This window comes from Thermoanaerobaculia bacterium (assembly GCA_018057705.1).
Taxonomy (GTDB): Bacteria; Acidobacteriota; Thermoanaerobaculia; order Multivoradales; family JAGPDF01; genus JAGPDF01.
The window spans coordinates 1-17,719 of sequence record JAGPDF010000041.1 but is presented as its reverse complement, the minus strand read 5'-3'; the positions used below and the strand labels follow the sequence as shown (position 1 = coordinate 17,719).

Here is a 17,719-nt window from a genome sequence, read left to right as displayed (position 1 = left end):
AAACTGCCCCGCCGAGTCTCCGGAAGCGGCCGGTCGGGAACTGTCGGTGCGTCCTTCCTTCATCGTGCCTCCCTGGATCGATCTCGGAACCACTCGGCGGTGCGGACGAGGCCGCGGGCGAGCTCCTGCGTGGTGCGAAAGCCGAGAACGGCGTCGGCGCGCGACGGATCGAGAGCCGAACGTCGCGGCTCGCCGGCGATCGCCGGACCGTGGACCGGGGGTGCCCCCGGTTGCAGGACCGCCGCCAGCCGGGCAAGGAGCGTGCGCACATCGGTCTCGATCCCCGTCGCCACATTGTAGACGCCCGGACGGCCGAAGAGGGCGAGCTCGCAGGCGCGAGCGACGTCCGCGACGTCGACGAAGTCGCGGGTCTGGCGGCCGTCGCCATGGATGGTGACCGGCAGGCCGGTGAGCAGGCGCTGGCAGAAGACCGCGACGACGCCGGCCTCGCCGACCGACTCCTGGCGCGGTCCGTAGACATTGGCGAAGCGCAGGGCGACGCCGGCGATGCCGTGTCGGCGGGCGAAGAAAGAGAGGTAGCCCTCGCCGGCGAGCTTGCCGACACCGTAGGGCGAGAGCGGATCGAGGGGCGAATCCTCGGGAGTCGGGATCTCTTCCGGATCCCCGTAGACCGCTGCACTGCTGGCGAACACGATGCGCTCGACCCCTGCCGCCACCGCCGCGGCGAAGAGCCGGACGGTGTCGAGGATATTCACCTGGGCGTCGAAGACCGGATCCTCGAGGCTGCGGCGGGCATCGACCTGCGCTGCCAGGTGCACCAGCGCCTGCGGAGCGAACGCCCGGAGGCGCGCTCCGATCTCTGGCGCCCCGATGGCGAGGGTCTCGAGCGGGAATCCCGGCGGAAGATTCTCCCGCCGGCCGCGCGACAGATCGTCGATCGCGAGCACCGGGTGCCCGGCACCGCTCAGGTGCTCGCAGAGGTGGCTGCCGATGAACCCGGCGCCGCCGGTGACGACGACCCGTATCTTCCGGTCGCGCGTCATACGGGCGCCCCGCCGGCGTGGCCATCCGATGCCGCAGAAGCCGCGGTCCCTGCGGTCGCCGCGGACACCCGGCGCCAGAGGCGCTCGCCGCCCGCCCGGCGGACATGCCGCCGGACCAGGCGTCCGATCCGGGCGGGAGTGCGGAAGAGGGGATTCACCTGCGAAGCGTAGCAGGCGATCGCGGCAATCCGTGCCGCTATCTCCTCGGCGGCGAGGGGCTCGCGGAAGCTCCGCCAGGAGCGTCCGTAGATGCCGGCGCGCGCCAGCGCGAAGAGCTTCCAGACGATGTAGGGAAACTCCTCGTAGTAGAGCAGGGAGGTACCGAAGGCGCGCTCGGCAGCGGCGCGCACAATGCGATGGTCCACATGTCCGCCCACCCCCAGCGGCGCGACGATCCGGGTGCTTCCGAGGTCGCCCGCGAGCCCGGCAAGACGTTCGGCGAGGCCTGCGATCAGGCCCTCCTCCTGCGGCGCCACGTTGCCGAACAGGCGTTCGAGGGAGGGATAGAGAGCCTCCCGGCTCCGCACATCGAGACGATGGATCGCCTCCTGCAGGTCCCAGTGGAGCGCCCGCGCCGCGAGCACGCCGCAGGCGGCGAGATCCTCCCGGCGCCGCGTCGGCATGACCTCCCCCGGCGAGAGCTGCCAGAGGTCGTAGATCCGGGTGACCAGGGGAGAGGCTGCCGCGAACCCGGGGCCGGGCTCGTCGCCGGCGAAGACCGTGAGGATGTCGACCGTGGCGCCGGCCCGGGTGGCGCGCGCGATCTGGCCGCCGCAGGACAGGACGGCGTCGTCGAGATGGGGTGAAAGGTAGAGCCGGCGGTCCGGGTTCGTATCGACGAGGGCGCCCGGCGGAGTGGTGGGGTGAGTGGGGCTCATGCTCCGCGCTCGCCGATCTTCCGGGCGAGCGCCGGCCGGAAGCGCGCGACGATCTCGAGGATCGACTGGCGGTAGCCGTGCGAGAACTGCTCACGCGTGTGGTGGGCGCGGACCCACTCCCAGGCGGCGCGGCTCATGGCTTCGAGGTCGGCTGCCGGGCGGCTGGAGAGCGCGAGCACCCGGGCGCGAATCTCGTCGAGCGTGGAGGAGGAAAGCTCCAGGCCGTACTCCGGATCGAGGTCGACACCGCTCTCGCGCGAGAGCACCGGGATGAGCCCGGCGTGCATGCAGGTCACCGCGCCGCCGTTCTGGCCTTCGGAGCAGGAAGGGTAGACCAGAGCCAGATGACGGCGGGCGAGGGCGAGGAACTCCGGACTCGCGACGTCGATCCAGCCGTGGGTACGGATGTTGGGCGTCTGGTAGAGCTCGCGATGGAAGGCGCGCTCGAACTCGGGCTCGCGATCGATCGGGCCGAGGACGGTCAGCTCGAGCTCGGGAAGCCCGGCGAAGACCTCGAGCACCCGGTCGAGCCCCTTGTGCAGGAGCCCGCCGCTGCCGAACCAGAGGAAGCGGCGGCGGGCCGCCGCAAAGTCCTTCCCCTCCGGCCAGGGGTAGAGGAACGGTTGCGAAATCGGCACCGGCCAGAGGGGCTTTCCGGCGTGCTCGTAGGTAGCCTGCGTCGCACGGTTGCCCAGAATCGTGGCGGCGTCGGCGTGCTCGATGGCGCGGTTCGGCTCGAGCATCTTGTAGGGTGCCAGGCGAATCCCGCGTCGCGCCTCGAGCTCCGCCAGACGGCGCTGCTGCGCCGGATTGTAGAAGTCGCAGTGCGCGGTCTCGATGTGCATCACTTTGAGGCAGTCCGGGCCGAGCCGGGGGCCGAGGCGCTCGAGATTCAGACGCACGTCCACGAAGAGGTCGTAGGGGCGTCGCGGCGTGAAGGTCCGGTTGGTCCAGTGCACGACGTCGAGCTCGAAGCCGAGGGCGGTGAGAACCGTTCCGATCTCGCGCGACTCCCAGAAATGGGTGTGCGAATGGGGTGCAGGGCGCTCCGGAGCGAGGAGATACGGATCGAGAATGTAGGAGAGCAGCGCGCGGCCGACCGGTAGACCGGTCGAGAGTGGCGGCACAATCGTCACCACCCGGCTCTCCACCCGCCGGATCCGTCGCGACAGCCGCTCGAGGAGGCGCCGGCCGCGGCCGGCGAGGGCACCCACACGCATGCAGGTGGGCAAGGTATCACAGGGGTTTGATGCCCGGGCTTTGCGGTAGGATTTCCGTCTCTTGCGGCCCGTTCCCGTTCTCGTCACCGGCGCCACTGGCTTCCTCGGCGGCCATCTCGTCCACGCTCTGCTCGCGGCCGGCTGCCGCGTCGACGCGGTTTCGCGTCAGGCGCGCACGAGCAGCTCGCCGAACTTGCGCTGGTGGCAGGCCGACCTCGCGGCCTCCGGGGAGGCAGAGCGGGTCTTCGCCGGTAGCACTCCCGAGGTCGTCTTTCATCTCGCAAGTCTGGTGACCGGCCGGCGCGAGCGCGACCTCATTCTGCCGGCCTTCCACGCCAATCTCGAGAGCACCGTCCAGTTGTTGGCGGCGGCGACCGCCGCCCCCGCGGGCAGTTGCCGAAGGATCGTGCTGACCGGGTCGATGGAGGAGCCCGACCTCTCGTCCGGTGAGGCTCCGGGCTCGCCCTACGCGGTGGCCAAGGCGGCCGCGACGCTCTATGCACGTTTCTTCCGCTCGCTCTACGGCACGCCGGTGGTCTCGGCCCGCGTCTTCATGGTCTATGGCCCGGGGCAGGTGGATCACGGCAAGGTCGTGCCGTACACGATCCTCCAGGCGTTGCAGAAGAAGGCGCCGCAGCTGACGAGCGGGACGCGCCCGGTGGACTGGATCTACATCGATGACGTGATCGCCGGCCTCCTCGCCCTGGCCGAGGCGCCGGGGATCGAGGGGGAGACGTTCGACCTCGGCAGCGGCGAGCTCGTCACCGTGCGCCAGGTCGTCGAGAAGATCTGTCATGCCCTCGATGCGCCGCCGCCCGAGATCGGCGCGCTCGCCGACCGGCCGCTCGAAGCCGTGCGGCGGGCGAATATCGCGCGGAGTGGGAGCCGGCTCGGCTGGCGGCCGCGCGTCGGCCTCGAAGAGGGTCTGCACCGGACGATCGTCGGCCTGCGCGGCGAGCTCGCGGCGACTGCGGCCCAGGCAGCGACGGCTGCAGGCGCCGCCGTTCGCTCCCCGCCACCTACAACCCGGCTCTGATGGGCGTTCCGCGCGGCACGGTCCGCCTGCTGCTCGACGAGGCGCGCGCGCGGCCGTTCTCGGGCAGCCTCCTCGAGCTCGGACGCATGTCGATCTACGCCACCCTGGGCGAGGTCGAGCGCTGGGCCCGGGAGCAGGGCACGCCCCTCGCCCGGCCGGACGACCTGGCGCTCTCGCACCAGCCGGAGCTCGCGGCGGCGGGCTGCCTCGACGACCGGAGCTTCTTTCGCCTGCTGGGTTGCGAGCGCGTCGAGAGCAGCGACGTCTCGGACTGGGAGGGCGCCGACCACATCCTCGATCTCAATCTACCGGTGCCAGCGGCGCTCCACGGCCGCTTCGCCACCGTGTTCGAGGCCGGCACGCTCCAGCACGTGTTCGACCTGCCGCAGGTCTTCGCCAACCTGCATGCCCTGGTCCACGAGGGCGGCCGTGTCATCCACGGCATGGCGCCGTCGACCAACCATGTCGACCACGGCTTCTACATGTTCTCGCCGACCCTGTTCCACGATTTCTACACTGCGAACGGCTGGCGCATCGAAGCCTGCTACTTTTTCGAGTTCTTCCCCTACTGGTTCCGCGGCCGGTTTCACTCGACCGTGTGGAAGATCCGCCGCTATACCCCCGGCTGTCTGGACCACCTCGCCTACGGCGGCTTCGGTGCCCGCCAGATGGCGCTCTTCGTCGTCGCGACCAAAACGCCCGGCGCCACCGCCGACCGCATCCCCCAGCAGAGCTACTTCGCCCGCTTCCACTCGGAGCAGAGAAAATTGGGGACAGTCCCCAGTTTGGCCAAAGCGCTGGAAGCAAAGGAGTTGAGAAAATTGGGGACTGTCCCCAATTTTCTCTTGAGGATGAAGGAGTGGAAGCAGCGGCTGAAGCGACTCCTGCCGCGCCGGTTGCCGCCGGTCGAGAAGCGCTACTAGTCGATTAGACGGCGGCGTTGAGGGCGCGCTCGGAGCGTTCGGCGGCGAGCGCGCGATAGCTCTCGATCTGGGCGATCGTCACCGCTCGCATGTTCTCGCCGCGATCCAGCGCCTGGTACCAGTCGGCGATCCACTGCAGGCCGTCATCGAGCCGCAGGACCGGTGCCCAGCCGAGCAGCGCCCGGGCCTTGCTGCAGTCGAGCTTGAGGAAAGTGTCCTCGTGCGGGTGGGGGATGCGATCGGACTGCCACTGCGCTTCGCGACCCCACTTGCGGGAGAGCTCTTGCGCCAGCCAGGCGACCGGCAGGCAGTCCTCGTCGACCGGGCCGAAGTTCCAGGGACCTGCTGAAGGGAGGTCGCCGTTGTAGAGGTTCTCGGCGACCTGGAGATAGCCGCGCAGCGGCTCGAGGACGTGCTGCCACGGGCGGATCGCCGTCGGATGGCGCAGGACGAGCGGCCGGTCCTCCCGCAGTGTCGCAACGATGTCGGGGATCAGGCGATAGGGTGCCCAGTCGCCGCCGCCGATGACGTTGCCGGCGCGCACGGAGGCCACGAGGGCGGTCGGCTTGCCGCTCTCCTCCGGGTTGAAGTACGACGCGCGATAGGAGTGCACGATGAGCTCCGCGCAGCTCTTGCTCGCGGCGTAGGGGTCGCGGCCGCCGAGCTCGGAGTTCTCGCGGTAGGACCAGTGCCACTCCTCGTTGCGATAGCACTTGTCACTCGTTGCGACGACCACGGATCGCACGCTCGCGGTGCGGCGCACGCACTCGAGCACGTGGACCGTTCCCATCACGTTGGTCGAGAACGTCTCGACCGGCTCCTGGTAGCCGACCTGGACGATCGCCTGCGCGGCCAGGTGCAGGACGACCTCCGGCCGCACGCGATCGAAGACCGCCTGCATCCGGTCGAGGGAGCCGATGTCGGCGAGGATCGACTCCATTCCGGACCCCACGTTGGCGAGCTCGAAGAGGCTCGGCTCGGTAGACGGGGCGAGCGCGTAGCCGTAGGTCTCGGCGCCCAGGGCCTGGAGCCAGAGGGAGAGCCAGCTGCCCTTGAACCCGGTGTGGCCGGTGATCAGGACTCGCTTGCCTTTCCAGTTGAAATCGCTCATGGCAGCAAGACCTCGAACGGGTGAGTGGGCGAACGTCGATCCGAAAGCCGGGGCTCCGGATACACCGCAGGGTCTATTCTACCGGCTGAGTCCCGGGGGTGGCGTCGGCAACGCGCGGCGCACGGAAAAACTCGAGGAAACGGCCGCCGAAGCGCCACCAGAACCAGGCGAGGCTGGCGAGCGCGGCCAGGGCGGAGAGGGCAAAACGGAGCCAGGCCTCGTCGCCAGAGGCCCACCAGGCGAGGGCGAAGAGCGGCAGCGGAGCGCCGTAGACCTCGACCAGGTCGACTAGCAGCCGGCCCAGGCCGGGGCGGTCGATCCGTGCCAGCGACCAGATCAGGACCGGGGCGCCGAGCGCCAGGAAGTTGGCCCAGGCCATGCCGACCGGGCCGAAGCGGTGGGCGAGGTAGAGGCCGCCGGCGACCAGTGCCGTGAGATGAAGGACGAGCGAGAGGATCCGGTCGCGATCGCGATTGCGGGCGACCAGAAGCTCGCCGCCGAAACGGCCGAGCGGATCGATGAGCGGGGCGAAGGCGAGCAGGCGCAGGAGGTCCGCCTGGTCGGCATAGCGCACGCCGCCGAGAATCTGCACGACGAGATCGGCGTTCAGGAAAAGGAAGAGCGCAGCCGGAACCTCGATTGCGAGCAGCACCTTGGTGGCCAGACGGTAGGCGAGGAACTGTTGTGCCGGCTGGTCGCCGAACTGCACCAGAGCCGGATAGAGCGCCCGGCCGATCGGCTGCTGCAGGACGCGCGAGGCGAAGAACGCCCAGACGTAGGCGAACATGTAGCCGCCGACCACCGCGTCCGGAAAACGGCTGCCGAGGATGAGCGCGTCGGCGTAGGTGACCGCGAAAGCGAGCAGCCAGATGCTCCCGAGGGGGATGCTGGAGGCGAGCATGGTGAGTGTCCCGCCGCGCTCGTAGCGCAGCTCCATTGTCGGCCGCGCGCGCCACCAGAGGAGCGCGGCGTAGAGCGCCTGCGAACCGATCATGGCGAGGACGAACGACCAGACGCCCCATCCGGCGAGCGCGAAAGCGAGCGCCCCGGTGCAGTAGGAGAGCGTGCGGGCGAGCTCGGGGACGACCGAGCGCCCGATCCGCAGGCCGGCCTCGAAGTGGGTGAGCGGCACACTCGCGAGGCCCTCGAGCAGCAGGTAGACGACCATCGCCTGGAGGACGAGGGCGACGTCGGGCCGCGGCGTGCGGAAGGTCGTGGCGAGGAAAGGGGCGCCGGCGAGGATCGCGAGGCCCAGGGCGCCTCCCCAGCCGAGCTGCACCCGCAGGAGGTTGCCGAGCGGGATCGGGCGCAGCCGCACGACATGGCTCGGCATGCCGAGGTCGCGCACCGTGGCGAGGAGGAGGAAGAGCGCCTCCGTCCAGTCGCGCAGGCCCCAGTCGGCGGGGGGAATCAGACGGCGCAGCGCGAGGTGGGTGAGCAGGATCGCCGCGACCCGCACGAACTGGGCGAGAGTCGCGGCGCCGCTCGAGCGCAAGAGGCCCGTGGGGGTGTCGAGCGCGGCGATTGGAGGGTGTGGAGGGTGTGGAGGGTGCGGAGGGTGCGGCGGGGGCGAACTCTGCGCGGGACCTGGAGCCGGCCGATCCTTCACGGTGCGCGCTACGGAGCGTCGGTTGGCAGGACGGTGACGGGCAAGCGCAGCGTCGAGCCGGGCCGCTTGCCCGAGAACCAGGCGAGCTGCTCGCGCAGCGCGTCGAGCTCGAGAATGTACTCGCCGGGCTTCCTGGGTGTCGCGATCTCGAGCACCACCTCGACGCTTTCGCCCGGGGCGACGTCGCCCGGGAGAGCGCTGCGCAGGCCTTCGAAGATGACCGGCTGACCGGCGCTGTCGAGCCAGTGGTAGGCGAGCGCGACCCGCGTCGCGCCGCGTGCCGGCCAGGCAGCCGGGCTGGTGTTCTTCACCGTCGCCGGGACACGGAGCAGCCGGTTGGCGCGCCATTCGGCCGGCGGCTTCCCGCCCTGCCATTCGAGCTGATAGACGTCGGCTTCGAGGTCGCCCTCCTCTCCGAGGTAAGTCACCGCGGCGCCGACCAGGAAGGTGACCTCCTCGAACTCCTGCCGGGGCGCGGCACCCGGGCGGGCGAGCTCCTCCGCCTCCTCCTCGGTCGGCGGCTTCGCCTGGACCACCTCGGTGCGGAAGGTCTGGGCCGAGGCTTCGATCCACATCTTGTAAGCGAAGTAGGTGCTGCCGTCGTCGGCGCGCTCTTCGTTCGGGGCGCCGGGAGCGAGCGTGATCCGCGTCGTGTTGCCGGGCGCTGTCGCAGACTCGAAGTGGATCTCCTTGCGGTCGCGGCCGAGCTCGACCGAGACCCGGTTGGGCGCGATCGCGGTCGCGATCTGAAAGACCGGCCGGGTGAGCGGACGGTCCGTGTGCACCCAGAGCTCGACCGGCTTCCCCCCGACCGCCCACAGACTCTCGCCCACCGACTGCAGGACGTCGCGGCGGCCGAAGAAGTAGACCCCGCTGCCGATCTGCCCGCGATAGCCGGGGATCTGGCCGGCCAGGGTGCGCTCGAAAGGAAAGAAGCGGAACGGCGAGTTGCGCACGTGTGCCTGCAGGGTCGGGCTGGGCACCGGGGCGCCGAACGGCGTGAAGAGGATCGGAGCGACGAAGACTCCGCCGAGCGCGAAACCGGCCACTGCCAGCCACGCGGGCGCGATCCGGGTGACCAGGAAGAGCAGCGCCGGCAGGGCGTTGACGAAATAGCGGTTGCCGATGAAGCCGCCGCCGCCGTGCCAGTTGAACGGGATGAGCGTCAGGAAGAAGAACGCCACGCCGGCGAGCGCGGCGAGGACCCCCCAGCGCTCCGGAGAGCGCCGGCTGTAGAGCGCGAAGAGCAGCAGGCAGATCCCCGAGAACGGCGCGTAGAGGAGGAGTCCGGTATGCCGGCCGACGAAGAAGTAGGCGGTGTTCTCGGGCAGCCGCCGGTCGACTTCGGGCAACCGGAAGATCCACGACCAGGAGTTGCGCGGTCCGCTCGCTTCGGGGACCTTCTCCTTGTACGCCTCCCCTCGCGCGATCGGCAGGTCGGGCATGCGCGTGAAGTCGAGGACGCGGACCCCCGAACGCTCGACGCCGAGATAGGCGGAGGGGTGGCCGGTGAAGCCGATCGAGATGCCGCAGACGAGCACGCCCGCGGCCACGGCACCAGCGAGCCACTTCGCCGCGCCGCGCAGGCGCTCCGCCCGGTAGGCGAGGTAGAGCGCCGGCAGCCCGAGGAGGGCGAGGATCGGCTTGTTGTAGGCCCCGGCGATGATCGCCGCTCCCGACCAGGCCGGCCGGCTGGCGGCGTTCCAGAACGAGCGCAGGAAACGTCCCCAGCGGCCGGTCGGCACGGCAGTCGAGGCGGGGGTGAAGGCGAGGTAGAGACAGATCGTGACCGAGGCCATGCAGAGCACTTCGGTATGGATCCAGAAGACGTAGGCGAAGGCGTTCGAGATCAGGAAGAAGCCGGCCGAGAAGAGCAGCGCCAGGCCGTCCGGGTTGAACCGCCGCAGGTAGAGCGCGCCGAGCCAGACGCAGAGCATGAGCAGCGCCATGTTGGTGCCGAGGAAGCCGTTGGCGCCGAAGAGCGCGACTGCGGGTGCCGCGAGCAGCGAGATCAGGTAGGGCTTGCCGAACCAGACTGTCTGCCAGTCGTCGTCGGTCATGAGGATCAGGTTGTTGGCGTTGTTGTAGGGAAACTCGTTGGTCAGGCGCTGAATGTCCTGGGTCTCGCAGAGCAGGTCGAAGTCGTGCACCAGCGAGAGCGCCATCAGGTAGTAGGCCGGCTCGTCGGACTTCAGATCCTGCGGAAGCCCCGGCTTCTGGAGCGTCAGCGGGAAGAGAACGAAGAACAGCGCGAGGCCGGCGAAAGTGAGTCGAACCGTGCGGGACACGCGCCGGAGTTTATCCGCATTGCCGCCCGGAGCCGGAAAGAAGCGGGGCCGGCGGCACCTTTCGGCGCGGCCGGCCCCGGCGGAACGGAACGGTTCGTGCGGGTGCCCCGCGGCGGGCTACTCCGTCGTGCGCTCGAGATAGACCTTGAGGTTCTTGTACTCCCAGCCGTAGGTCGGCACTCCGTTCTCGCCGATGCTGCCGCCCTGCGTGCTGCCGAAGGTGATCGTGAAGCCGTCGTCCTCCGGGCGGATCGGGTACTCGGCCGTCGTGTCGCCGCTCATCAGGTAGATGCGGTTCTCGCCGACCACGCTGCCCTCGTAGACGTAGGTCTTGATCCTGTTGCTCGCCAGGTCGTAGATGTACAGGAAGGAGTACACGCCCTGCGGATCCAGCTCGTGGAAGATCGAGCGGTATTCGCGCTGGTTGGCAGGCAGGTCGAGGCTCGAGACCCCCTCGAGCTCGCCGACCGGCGGCCCGTAGAGGCCGAGCTCGCCGACCAGGTCGCCGCGCAGGTCGTCGTCACCGCGCCAGAGAGTGAAGAGATTGTGCTTGCCGCCCGGGTCGGCCGGGTAGTAGCCGTCCATGTCGACCTCGACCTCCACGACGATCTTGTAGAACTCCTCGTTGGCGGCGACGGGGATGTCGATGCGGTGGATCGGCTCGGCTTCGCTGGGGGTGAAGAAGAGCCCCGGGCGGGTGGTGAGGATCCACGGGCCGTCGTCCGGCGGCAGGGGCACCTCCGAGCCGTCGCAGGTGAAGGCGAAGATGTCGGCGACCGATTCGGCGGTATGGAGGTCGGCGTTGGTGCGTGTCCAGACGTGGGCCGGGTAGAGCTTGTCGGTGACCGTGATCGTGAAGCCGACGTTGGTGCCGGCGGAGTAGTAGACCCAGGCGCGGTTGTTGTAGCCGCAGCCGTCGATGACTTTCACGATCAGCTCCGGGTTGTCGGCGGAGAAGAACCAGAAGAGTCCGCCGCGCGAGACGCCGACGCTGGTGAGTGGCACCGCGTGGGCGTGACCCGACGAGCCGCCGTTCAGGGTCGTCTCCCAGTCGAGCTTGATCTCCCAACGGCCGTCGCCGGGCGTCTGATCGATGCACAGCGTGGTGGCGTCGGCGGTGCAGAGGGGGACGGTGGCAGAGGCGGTCGGTGGCGTTGCGAGAGCGGCCAGGGCGAGGAGCCCGGCGAGAGTGAATCTGCGGGGTTGCGATGTGTCGAGCACGGATTCTCCTGAGAGATGCCGGCCGGGGGATCGAAGGCCGGACGGCTGATGGCGGCGACTCCAGTCTACCGCGCACGTGTGCGGCGCCCGGCGCGGCCGGATGCTGCCGCCTCGGGACCGCCCGGGAACCTTGCCTGCGATAGGCTCAGAGCAGTTTCATGCCGCAGACTTTCCACCCATCGATCCACCCACCGGCCCACCCACCGGACCCCGCCGCACGGTCGCCCCGCTCGCTCATCCCCGTTCTCGCAGGCCTCGCGGTTCTGCTGTTCGCGACGCTCTTTCTGCTGCGCGTCGACAGCGACGACCTGCGCGGCGACGAAGGGACCTACGTCGCCATGGCTGCGTCGCTGGCGCGCGACTTCGACCTCGGTTTCGCCGCTGCAGACCGAACCTGGGCCGAGAATCACGCCGGCGGGCCTGTCGCGCTGATCCTGCAGCGCACCGGCCAGGGATTCGCCTACTCGAAGCCGGTCCTCTACCCGCTGCTCGCGGCACCGTTCGTCGGCCTGCTCGGCGACTGGGGCGCGGCACTGGCGAATCTCGCCGTGATGCTCCTGGCGCTCGCCCTGGCGCGGGCCTGGCTCGAGCGCCTGGGAGAGCGGACCGCGGCGCGAAACACCCTGCTCACGTTCATCGCCACCGGCATCGTCCTGCCCTACGTCGCCTGGCGGATGACCGAGTCACTGCAGGTCGCGCTGGCGCTCGCCGGTCTCGTGCTGGCGCTGGCCGGACGCAGCGCCCCGGAAGCGGTGGACTCTGCTCCCGCGGGTGACGGGTGGGCGCAGCGCCTCCTCGCGCAGCCGTGGGCCGATCTTCTGGGCGGCGTGCTCCTCGGCCTCCTCATCTCGCTGCGCGAACCGAACGCGCTGGTCGCGGGGGTGCCGGTCCTCGGGGCGCTCCTCTCGCGCGACCTGCGCCGCGCCGCGCGGGTCGGCGCTGCCATCGCCGTCGCCTATTTCGCGGCGCTGGCGTTGACCTGGGTGCTCACCGGCGCGGTGAATCCGTACAAGGCGGCGCGCGCCACCTTCAACGCCGAGACCGGCTATCCGGTCGGCGAGGGGAGCCTCCTCGCGGCCGCCCGTTTCGACTCGACCGACGAGCTCGCGACCTCCTCGCTCGTTCTCACCCCGCTCTTCGACGGCGGACTGTCGGCGTACGCCACGCTCTACTTTTTCGTTGGCCGTCACACCGGTCTCGCCATCTACCTTCCCGCAGCGCTGTTCTTCGCTGCCCTCGCTCTCCGGCGGCCGCACCCCGATGGTGTCGCGGCGCTCGCCGGAGTCGCCGGCCTGGCGCTCTTCTATCTCGTCTGGATGCCGGCCAACTTCTTCGGTGGCGAGACCTTTCTCGGCAACCGGTACATCCTGGCCGCCTATCCCTGCCTGCTGGTGGCCCTGCCGCGCCTCCCGTCGCGCCGCCTGCTGCTCACGATCTGGGCGCTTTCGGCGGTCGTCGGAATCTCGGCGCTCGCCTCCCAGATCCGCTTCGGCGCGCTCGACCCGACGAGCCAGGCGCACGCCAACGCCGGTCTCTTCCGCCTCCTGCCCTACGAATCGACGGCGACGAATCTCGACGGCCGGCGCGATCGCTACTGGGCGAACGACTTCGTGCGCTTCGTCGATCCGTTCGCGGCGGCCGGGGAGTGGAGCTTCACGATCGAGAGCGGCCGGCCGGCCGCGGAGCTCGAGATCGCGACCCGCTTTCCCGACGCGCCGATGCATCTGACGGTCGTCGCCGACACCGAGCCGGTCACCCTGGTGATCTCCGACTGGCGGGGAGCGCGGCGCTATCCCCTCGCCAGCTTCGCGCCCGGCCGATCCGGCGGCGTCGTCGTGCACGCGGCCGCCCGACCGTGGCGCCGCCACCGTTTCTGGTGGTCGCCGGAGGCGAGCTATGGCGCGAGGCTGGTCCGTTTCTCGGCGGAGACCGTGGGCGCGAAGCGCGCCTCCTTACGCCTGCGCTACCTCGGAAGAACGGCGCCGCCGACCGCGGGCTTCGCGCGCGAGGTGACTCCTGTCGCCCTGCCGGCTGCGGTCGCCGCCGGATCGCGGACGGTCTTCAGGATCGGGCTGCGCAACACCGGTAGCTGGACCTGGAGCTCTGCCGCCTCGCTGCCGGTGCAGATCGGCGCCCGGATCGTGCCGCTCGTCGCCGGCCAGGGACCGGCCAGCGAGCCGCGATTCCTCCTGCCACGGAAGATCGCGCCGGGGGAGAGCTTCGAAACCGAGATCGTTCTCGACTGGCCTTCGGTTCCGGGCCGGTATCGGGTCAGCCTCGACCTGGTCGTCGAGGACCTGGCCTGGTTCGCCGACGAGGTCGGCGCGCCGCTCGTGAGCGGCGAGATCGAGGTCAGGGCACCGTAGGCTTTGCGGCCGCTCCCGAGAGCGGCAGGGCGGCGCGCGCGGCCTTCCCGGCGTCCCCGAGCTCGAAGAGCTCGAGGCTCACCGGAACCGTTGCGAACCTGCCGAAGAGGATCTCGAGCGGCGCGCCGCCGCGCAGAACCTCCTTCACGACCATGCGCTTCGGGATGCCGCGCCCGGGGTCGCTCCACTCGGGAAACTCGATCACGCGCAAGACCTTGCCGTCGCCCGCCTGCAGGTCGGCGCGCAACGGCAGGCGCCGGCCGCGGGAGACCACCCAGCGCAGACGCGGTGTCGCGGCCCCCTTGTCGTTCGCAACGAGATCGAAGGTGACGACACCGCCGGCCTCGGAGAGCTGCTGAATGCGGTAGTCGCGCACCAGGCGGAGTCCGAGGAGCTCGTCGAGCGCCGCCCCCTGGAGCCGGTACGACGGCGCGAGCTTCACCGGGCGGGCGCTCCCCGGGGCGATGAAGTAGAGCTCGCGGTCGCGGCGCAGGAGGAATTTGCCGCGGTCTTTCTCGGCCAGCAGACGGACGAGCGCGAGCTCGTCGCCGCGCCGCCAGATCTCGAGCGGCAAGCCGCTCGCGGCCGTCGTCGGGCGCACCTCGAGCTCGACGCGGAACTCCGGCGGCGCGGCGGCGAAGAGATCGCTCGCCGCGAGGAGCTCTTGATCGGCGGCGGCAACCTGCGCCGCAGGCGCCATCTCGCCGGTCTTCTCGCCCGCTCTCACGACCGCTTCGGACGGCCCGACAGAAAGAAAAAAGCTGCTGGTAAAGGAAAAAAGAAGGGTCGCGGTGAGAGCCCCGACGCGCCTGGTCGCCGGCGGGGTGGAGGCGCTGCCCGGTCGAGAGGAAGCGGCACCGCAGCGGGACGTGGCGCCCATCGCGGGCTTATCGACGGGCTCGAGCATGCCGCGGTTCTCCGAGATATCGCGATGCTCAGACATGCCGCAGCGCTTCGACGACGGAGATGCGGGTGGCGCGAGCGACCGGGGCGAGGGCGGCGACGAGAAGCACGACGGCCATCACGACGACGATCGCTGCGAACGCTTCGGGCACGAAAGCGAGCTGCAGGTCGATCGGGTCGACGGCACCCGGCGGCGGCGGCATCTTGAGATGCAGCCCGTTGATGCCGGCGATGGCGGCGGCGCCGAGCGCGTTGCCCAGCAGGGCACCGAGCACACCGAGCCAGAGGGCCTCCCACAGCACCATCGCTGCAATCTGGCCCGGCGCTGTGCCGATGGCGCGCAGCGTGCCGATCTCGCGCACGCGCTCCATGACCGTCATGACCAGCGTGTTCGAGGTCGCGAGGACGACGAGGACGAAGACGATCGCGCCGAGGAACCAGAAGATCCCGAGGTAGAGGCCACGCACCTGGCTGTAGAAGGCGGCGCGCCTCTCCCAGGGAGTCACGGCAAGCGCCTGCTCGCCGCCGGCGAGAGCCTGAATCACCGCGCCCTGGGCGGCGGCGGTCCGGCCGGTGTCGTCCAGGCCGACGAGGAGATTCGACACCCGTTCGGTCCCCAGCAGGCGTTGCGCGCTCGCCAGGTGGATCTTGAGGAAGCGCGTGTCGAGCTCCTGGACGCCGGTGGTCGAGAGCCCCGCGACGCGCACGTCGAGAGCGTTCAGCATGCCGTCCGGGCTGGCCGCGAGGAGAGTCACGACGTCGCCCGGTTTCGCACCCAGCGCCGCGGCGAGACCGAGCGCGAGCACCACCTCGTCCTCGCCCTCGGCGGGCACCGCGTCGGCGAGGGCCCGGCCGTCGCGGACCTTGGTCTCGAAGCCCATGAGGCGTTCGAGCTCGGGCTCGACGCCGACGCCAACGAACGACACCGAGTCGCCGCCCGGCTTCTGGATCATTCCCATCAGGTGGAGGTTCGCCTGCACGGCGACGACGTGCGGCAACTTTTCGACCTGCACGCGGACCTCCTGCCAGTGGTCGATCCCCTGCTGCACCGAGCGGTCGAGCGCCGCCTCGCCGCGGCTTGCGACCGCCGCCCGGGAGGCGATCTCCAGGTGTCCGAGGCCGCCGTGGATCATCGCTTCGCGCAGACCGTCGAAAGAGAAGCGGATGAAGCCGGCGGTGAGCAGCAGGCCGATCGTGCCCGCGGCGACGATGGCGAGCGAGATCGCCGTCCGCCGCCGGTTGCGGGCCAGGTTGCGCAGGGCGAAGAGAGCGAACTTCACGCGCCGGCCTCTGCCCGCAGGGTGTCGGAGACGACCCGCCCGTCCCTGAGGTCGATCTGCCTGGGAGAGGCGGCCATCAGGGTCGGGTCGTGGGTCGCCAGGACGAAGGTCGTTCCGAGCTCCCGCCGCACCGAGCGCATGAGGTCGAAGATCGCGGTGCCGTTCGCCGAGTCGAGGTTGCCGGTCGGCTCGTCGGCGAGCACCGCGACCGGCCGGTGGACGAGGGCGCGGGCGATCGCGACCCGCTGGCGTTCGCCGCCGGAGAGGCGGTCCGGGCGGTGGTCGAGCCGGTTCGCGAGTCCCACGGCGGCGAGCATCTTCCCGGCGCGCTCACGGCGCTCGGCGGCCGGCACGTCGTCGATCCACAGGGGGTACTCGACGTTTTCGAGCGCCGAGAGCACCGGCACCAGGTGGAACGACTGGAAGACGAAGCCGAGCCGGCGGCGGCGCAGGAGCGTCCGCTCGCGCTCGGAGAGGGTCGCGAGATCGCGGCCCTCGATCTCGACCGACCCCCGATCCGGGGTGTCGAGGGCGCCCAGGAGGTGCAACAGGGTCGACTTGCCGCTTCCCGACGGCCCGGCGATCGCCACGAACTCGCCGGCGCCGATCTCGAGGTCGACGCCATCGAGGGCCACGACCTCCGTCTCGCCGAGCTCGTAGCGCTTGGCCGCGGCGCGGACGGTGAAGAGCGCGGGGGGCATGAGGGGATCCTATGCCGGGTGCCCCGGGGAAATCCGGCTCCCGGCCGCCCCAAACCGCCTCGGGCGGCCTAGACGCCGGAGAGCTTCCGTCCGTAGACCGACCGTCCGAGGGGGTTCCACCGATATGATCGAGGCGATGACGAAGAGTCCGGAGACCCTGACCGAAGTTCATGGGGTGGTGAACCCCAAGATGCTGTTCGAGGAGCTGCGACGCGGCGTCCTCGGCCAGGACCGTGCTCTTCGTTTCGTCTCGGTCGCCATCCACAAGCACCTTCTGGGCAGGGTCTCGGGCAACATCCTGCTCATCGGATCGTCGGGCACCGGCAAGACGACGATCATGAACAACATCCAGCGCCTCTACGACACCGTGCCCGGCTTCGAGCACTTCCGGGCGGTGACGATCCTGAACGCCAACCTCCTGGTGGACAGCGACCGCACCGAGTTTCGCCCCGACCGGATGTTCAGCGCGATCGAGCAGCGCGCCCGCGTCATCCTCGGCGAACGCCCGACACTCGAGGCGCTCAAGGCGACGATGGAGAGCGCGACGGTCTGCGTCGACGAAGTCGACAAGATGTCGACCGTCATCGCCGGCAAGCCCAATCCGATCGGCGTCGTCCTGCAGCAGGGCCTGCTGACCCTGATGGAGGGCGAGCGGGTGCCCTATCGTCTGCACGGTTTCGACGGCGAAAAGGACAGTGAGAAGGTGGTCGAGATCGACACCCGCAAGATGATGTTCGTCTGCGGTGGCGCCTTCGAAGGGCTCTACGACCAGGTCTACAACCGCGTCAGCCGCTCGGGCTCCGGCGAACGGATCAAGACCGAGGCGGTGAAGACGGCGGACGGCGGCGTCCGGCTCGAGACGCGCTTCTCGCTCGCCGACTTCTTGAAGATCAAGGATCTCTTCGAGTACGGCATGGTGCCACAGTTCATGGCCCGGTTCGACAAGGTCGTGGTGCTGAACGACCTCAACACCGCGATCCTCAAGGAGATTCTCCTCGGCAGCTTCGATTCCCCCCTGGCGCGCACCCAGCGCTACTTCGAGTCGCTCGACATCGTCCTCGAGATCGACGACATCGCCGCGGCGATGATCGCCGAGCGGGCCTCGCAGGAGAACCGCACCGGCGCGCGCGCCCTGCGCGACGTCTTCTCGGAGATCGTCAACCCGATCGAGTTCGACCC

Annotated in this window: 14 protein-coding genes; 4 read left to right on the top strand and 10 right to left on the bottom strand. The window is 69.9% G+C overall.

Annotated elements, in window-relative coordinates:
* Positions 1–59: 59 nt before the first annotated feature.
* From KBI44_13335 to KBI44_13325, 3 genes are read right to left on the bottom strand one after another with little or no spacing between them, the layout of a single operon-like run.
* Positions 60–1,004: an NAD-dependent epimerase/dehydratase family protein gene (locus tag KBI44_13335; GenBank protein MBP9145464.1), complete on the bottom strand. Its 945-nt coding sequence runs from the start codon at positions 1,002–1,004 to the stop codon at positions 60–62.
* On the bottom strand, positions 1,001–1,882 hold the full coding sequence (locus KBI44_13330; GenBank protein ID MBP9145463.1) for a PIG-L family deacetylase: 882 nt from the start codon (positions 1,880–1,882) through the stop codon (positions 1,001–1,003). The genes KBI44_13335 and KBI44_13330 overlap by 4 nt, the downstream gene beginning before the upstream one ends.
* Complete coding sequence (locus tag KBI44_13325) at positions 1,879–3,102, bottom strand: glycosyltransferase (GenBank protein MBP9145462.1); 1,224 nt, start codon at positions 3,100–3,102, stop codon at positions 1,879–1,881. Before KBI44_13325 ends, KBI44_13330 begins: the two co-directional genes overlap by 4 nt.
* A 61-nt stretch (positions 3,103–3,163) precedes the next feature.
* Here KBI44_13325 and KBI44_13320 point away from each other — a divergent pair, with 61 nt between their 5' ends.
* Positions 3,164–4,138 (top strand): NAD(P)-dependent oxidoreductase, encoded by a 975-nt coding sequence (locus KBI44_13320; GenBank protein MBP9145461.1) that lies wholly within the window; start codon positions 3,164–3,166, stop codon positions 4,136–4,138.
* Positions 4,138–5,061, top strand: coding sequence for a hypothetical protein (locus KBI44_13315; protein ID MBP9145460.1), 924 nt, complete (start codon positions 4,138–4,140; stop codon positions 5,059–5,061). The genes KBI44_13320 and KBI44_13315 overlap by 1 nt, the downstream gene beginning before the upstream one ends.
* Positions 5,062–5,065: 4 nt before the next feature.
* Here KBI44_13315 and rfbG read toward each other — a convergent pair whose 3' ends face one another.
* The 4 genes from rfbG to KBI44_13295 all read right to left on the bottom strand — a co-directional run bounded on the left by rfbG (position 5,066) and on the right by KBI44_13295 (position 11,290).
* Positions 5,066–6,172 carry a CDP-glucose 4,6-dehydratase gene (gene rfbG, locus KBI44_13310; protein MBP9145459.1) on the bottom strand — a complete coding sequence of 369 codons (1,107 nt, stop codon included), beginning with the start codon at positions 6,170–6,172 and terminating at the stop codon, positions 5,066–5,068.
* Between the two features lie 73 nt (positions 6,173–6,245).
* Complete coding sequence (locus KBI44_13305; GenBank protein MBP9145458.1) at positions 6,246–7,667, bottom strand: oligosaccharide flippase family protein; 1,422 nt, start codon at positions 7,665–7,667, stop codon at positions 6,246–6,248.
* A 122-nt stretch (positions 7,668–7,789) separates the two neighbouring features.
* On the bottom strand, positions 7,790–10,069 hold the full coding sequence (locus tag KBI44_13300; protein ID MBP9145457.1) for a hypothetical protein: 2,280 nt from the start codon (positions 10,067–10,069) through the stop codon (positions 7,790–7,792).
* A 117-nt stretch (positions 10,070–10,186) separates the two neighbouring features.
* The gene (locus KBI44_13295; protein MBP9145456.1) at positions 10,187–11,290 is read right to left on the bottom strand and encodes a hypothetical protein; all 1,104 of its coding nucleotides are present in this window, start codon (positions 11,288–11,290) and stop codon (positions 10,187–10,189) included.
* A gap of 158 nt (positions 11,291–11,448) precedes the next feature.
* On the opposite strand from KBI44_13295, the gene KBI44_13290 reads away from it, so the two are divergent.
* Positions 11,449–13,656, top strand: coding sequence for a hypothetical protein (locus KBI44_13290; protein MBP9145455.1), 2,208 nt, complete (start codon positions 11,449–11,451; stop codon positions 13,654–13,656).
* Here KBI44_13290 and KBI44_13285 read toward each other — a convergent pair.
* The 3 genes from KBI44_13285 to KBI44_13275 form a co-directional block, all read right to left on the bottom strand.
* Positions 13,643–14,383, bottom strand: coding sequence for an outer membrane lipoprotein-sorting protein (locus tag KBI44_13285; GenBank protein MBP9145454.1), 741 nt, complete (start codon positions 14,381–14,383; stop codon positions 13,643–13,645). The two genes, KBI44_13290 and KBI44_13285, sit on opposite strands and share 14 nt — an antisense overlap.
* 208 nt (positions 14,384–14,591) lie before the next feature.
* Complete coding sequence (locus tag KBI44_13280; GenBank protein ID MBP9145453.1) at positions 14,592–15,839, bottom strand: ABC transporter permease; 1,248 nt, start codon at positions 15,837–15,839, stop codon at positions 14,592–14,594.
* Entirely contained in the window at positions 15,836–16,540 is a 705-nt protein-coding gene (locus KBI44_13275; protein ID MBP9145452.1) for an ABC transporter ATP-binding protein, read from the bottom strand. The genes KBI44_13280 and KBI44_13275 overlap by 4 nt, the downstream gene beginning before the upstream one ends.
* Positions 16,541–16,676: 136 nt before the next feature.
* On the opposite strand from KBI44_13275, the gene KBI44_13270 reads away from it, so the two are divergent.
* A partial coding sequence (locus KBI44_13270; protein MBP9145451.1) for an AAA family ATPase occupies positions 16,677–17,719 on the top strand: 1,043 nt, incomplete at its 3' end.

Coding starts and splice junctions, on each gene's coding strand:
- KBI44_13290 (MBP9145455.1), top strand. CDS start 11,449: ATGCCGCAGACTTTCCACCCATCGATCCACCCACCGGCCCACCCACCG.
- KBI44_13275 (MBP9145452.1), bottom strand. CDS start 16,540: ATGCCCCCCGCGCTCTTCACCGTCCGCGCCGCGGCCAAGCGCTACGAG.
- rfbG (MBP9145459.1), bottom strand. CDS start 6,172: ATGAGCGATTTCAACTGGAAAGGCAAGCGAGTCCTGATCACCGGCCAC.
- KBI44_13325 (MBP9145462.1), bottom strand. CDS start 3,102: ATGCGTGTGGGTGCCCTCGCCGGCCGCGGCCGGCGCCTCCTCGAGCGG.
- KBI44_13335 (MBP9145464.1), bottom strand. CDS start 1,004: ATGACGCGCGACCGGAAGATACGGGTCGTCGTCACCGGCGGCGCCGGG.
- KBI44_13315 (MBP9145460.1), top strand. CDS start 4,138: ATGGGCGTTCCGCGCGGCACGGTCCGCCTGCTGCTCGACGAGGCGCGC.
- KBI44_13330 (MBP9145463.1), bottom strand. CDS start 1,882: ATGAGCCCCACTCACCCCACCACTCCGCCGGGCGCCCTCGTCGATACG.